The sequence below is a fragment of the Bacteroides sp. D55t1_190419_B8 genome (assembly GCF_015558905.1).
In the GTDB taxonomy this organism is placed as follows: Bacteria; Bacteroidota; Bacteroidia; order Bacteroidales; family Bacteroidaceae; genus Bacteroides; species Bacteroides vicugnae.
On sequence record NZ_JADMOU010000064.1, the window covers coordinates 1 to 2,505 of the forward strand.

Annotated in this window: 1 protein-coding gene; it reads right to left on the reverse strand. The window is 34.1% G+C overall.

Going from position 1 to position 2,505, the window contains the following annotated elements:
* Positions 1–183 precede the first annotated feature (183 nt).
* Positions 184–2,121: a PCMD domain-containing protein gene (locus I2I13_RS24330; RefSeq protein WP_195650754.1), complete on the reverse strand. Its 1,938-nt coding sequence runs from the start codon at positions 2,119–2,121 to the stop codon at positions 184–186.
* Positions 2,122–2,505: the final 384 nt, after the last annotated feature.

Consider the following 2,505-nt stretch of genomic DNA (forward strand, 5'->3'; position numbering starts at 1 on the left):
AAGTTCATGCAATATTGCACAGGCAAAGGTGCTATGAAAATATGACAGAGAAAACGGGGACTTTATCGGATGCTTACTAAACAAACGCCACCACAGTTCCTATGATACAAAAAAAGCATCGAGTTTTTTAATAACCCAATGCTTCTTTTATTATATTTATCCAAAGATATTTGAATATCTCTTTTAGAATGTAACTTCTAAATTGTCTAAATAAAGCACGCTACCTGGAGCACCACTAAAGTGATCACCATCTTTACTCGATGAACAAACAATTGCTAGTTTATACTTCTTAGATGAATTGTAACTCTTACCTGGTTTATAAGTAAAGTTAACATCAAAATCAACATATGAAGCTTGCTCTTTACCATCTACAGAAGCAACTGCTACTATCTTATCTGAAGTCAATAGGTTAGTACCATCCAAAACATCAGAAGCATAACTATCTACCTCATAAAGAACAGCATTCATAGCAGGGACATCTTTTTTATCTTTCACTACTGTTACTAAATATGTTTTAGCAGGATCAGCACAATTATAATATATTGGTCCAGATTCATATTTATAAGAACCTTTAAACTTTTTAGGCTCTTGTAAACAAGGGGCACCAAATTGCGTACTCTTTAGTGTATTAGTAATATTTACCTTAAATGTACCCGTAAAAACAGTACCTGAAGTTACAACCGGAGCCAATGACACAGCAAATTCTGGATTAGTATTCACCGTTTCTAAACGAGCTGCTTTACCACTTTTTGCATCACTCGTAGATGTCACAACATAAGGTTTATCTGTTGCATATTGACCTGGATAAAACAGTTTTATATACATTACTCCTGCATTAGAAGTTGCCCAACCGTTCACAGGCTCCTCAAATTGTTGCCATTCATCACCTGAAGCATTTTGTATAACCCACTCATCCAAATTAGTAGCAGCATTAACAATATCCAATTCCTCTGCTTTTATTGTATAAGTAGAAGTGGAACCACTTTCGGCAATCACTTTTACTTTTACTGCAGAAGAAAAATCAATAACAGTACCAGGAACATATTCTTCATCTGCAATGGTAATAATCGCTCCATCTGAACAAGTAAAAGTCGGAACTAACTTCTTTTCTTCAGATGTAGTACCTGGTTTTACATAAAATACAATAGTTGTACCATTAAACTCCGGTTGTACAAGTACAACATTTCCCTCAACAGTCATACTTTCAATCTTTGTTCCATTCTTCTTTACAACGCCTGTATATACATAATCAGTAACGAGATCGCCTTGCGTCATTTTCATATTCAATGTTAAAGTTTGGTCTACGACCTTACCTGATAATTCAAATTCTGCATCACCATATAACGAACTCGTTAAAGTTTGCTTTATCTGATTAATATATAATCCATCTGTCTTTTTTACAACTTTAGCAGATTCAACAGTTATAGAGCGAGTTACAACTTTACTATTACTAGGATTAATGCAACTCAATGTAAATTTGTTAATTGATATTTCGTTCAATCCTATACGAGTCAATTCAATACCTGTGTTAGGATATTTCACCTCTTCCATACCAGTTGCAGTCAAGTCTGTACGCTTATACCATGCAGCAATAGAAGTTGCATAATCAGTATTATCAATATCAGAACTTACTTGTTGACCTTCAAATGTAACCTTTATGTTAACAACTTCTGCATATACTACAGAAATAAGAAAATCAGCTTTCTTATCCACAACTTTACCAGAAACTGTAACATCCAAATGTCCCAAATCAGGATGATTAATAACAGCATCTGTACTCTTTAGCACTACATTAGAATTATCGCCTTCCAATTCAATACCAGGAACTGTAATTGTACCAATACTAACAGGATCTTCACCTGGAGCAAGAGGAATTGAAAAATCTCTTAATTCTAACTTTACTTTTGACTCCTGATCTTTAGAAATAAAGATATACTGATTAGAAGTTGCCAATGGAATGCCTTCCATAACTACATCTAGCTGTCCTTCATAGGTCCCAGCTATTTCACCAACTAATGCACTTGTCCCCCCATCACTAGGTCCATCATCATCACTACAAGAAGTAACTAATGTCACTGTACACAATACAGCAAATAAGTAATAAAATAAATTCTTTTTCATTTCTAAATTCTCTTTTTAATTAATATAAGCAAGCGCGCGATATACCATCGCACTAATGCCAAAATTTCTCGTTGCAAATTAACAATCTATTTTAGTATATCACAAGGTCTATTTTTCTTGTTTCTGTCCCATTTTTAAAGAAATACATAAAAACCTTCTTACTAAAGACAACTTTCACATTAATAAATGCGTTTTTCTAAAAACAAAAAATAGACTATTCCTCAAAATCAATTATCTTTGCATAAAGAGGTGCGACAAGAAGTCGTACAAGTAATTGTTCAGCATAATGTCTGAACCTGTTGTTCCGTCAACAGTAGCCTAAAGAGGCGTGCTTTACGAGTAATTGTTTGGTGCGAAGCCCTCTTGACAATATGGTTCTATGCA

Coding starts and splice junctions, on each gene's coding strand:
- I2I13_RS24330 (WP_195650754.1), bottom strand. CDS start 2,121: ATGAAAAAGAATTTATTTTATTACTTATTTGCTGTATTGTGTACAGTG.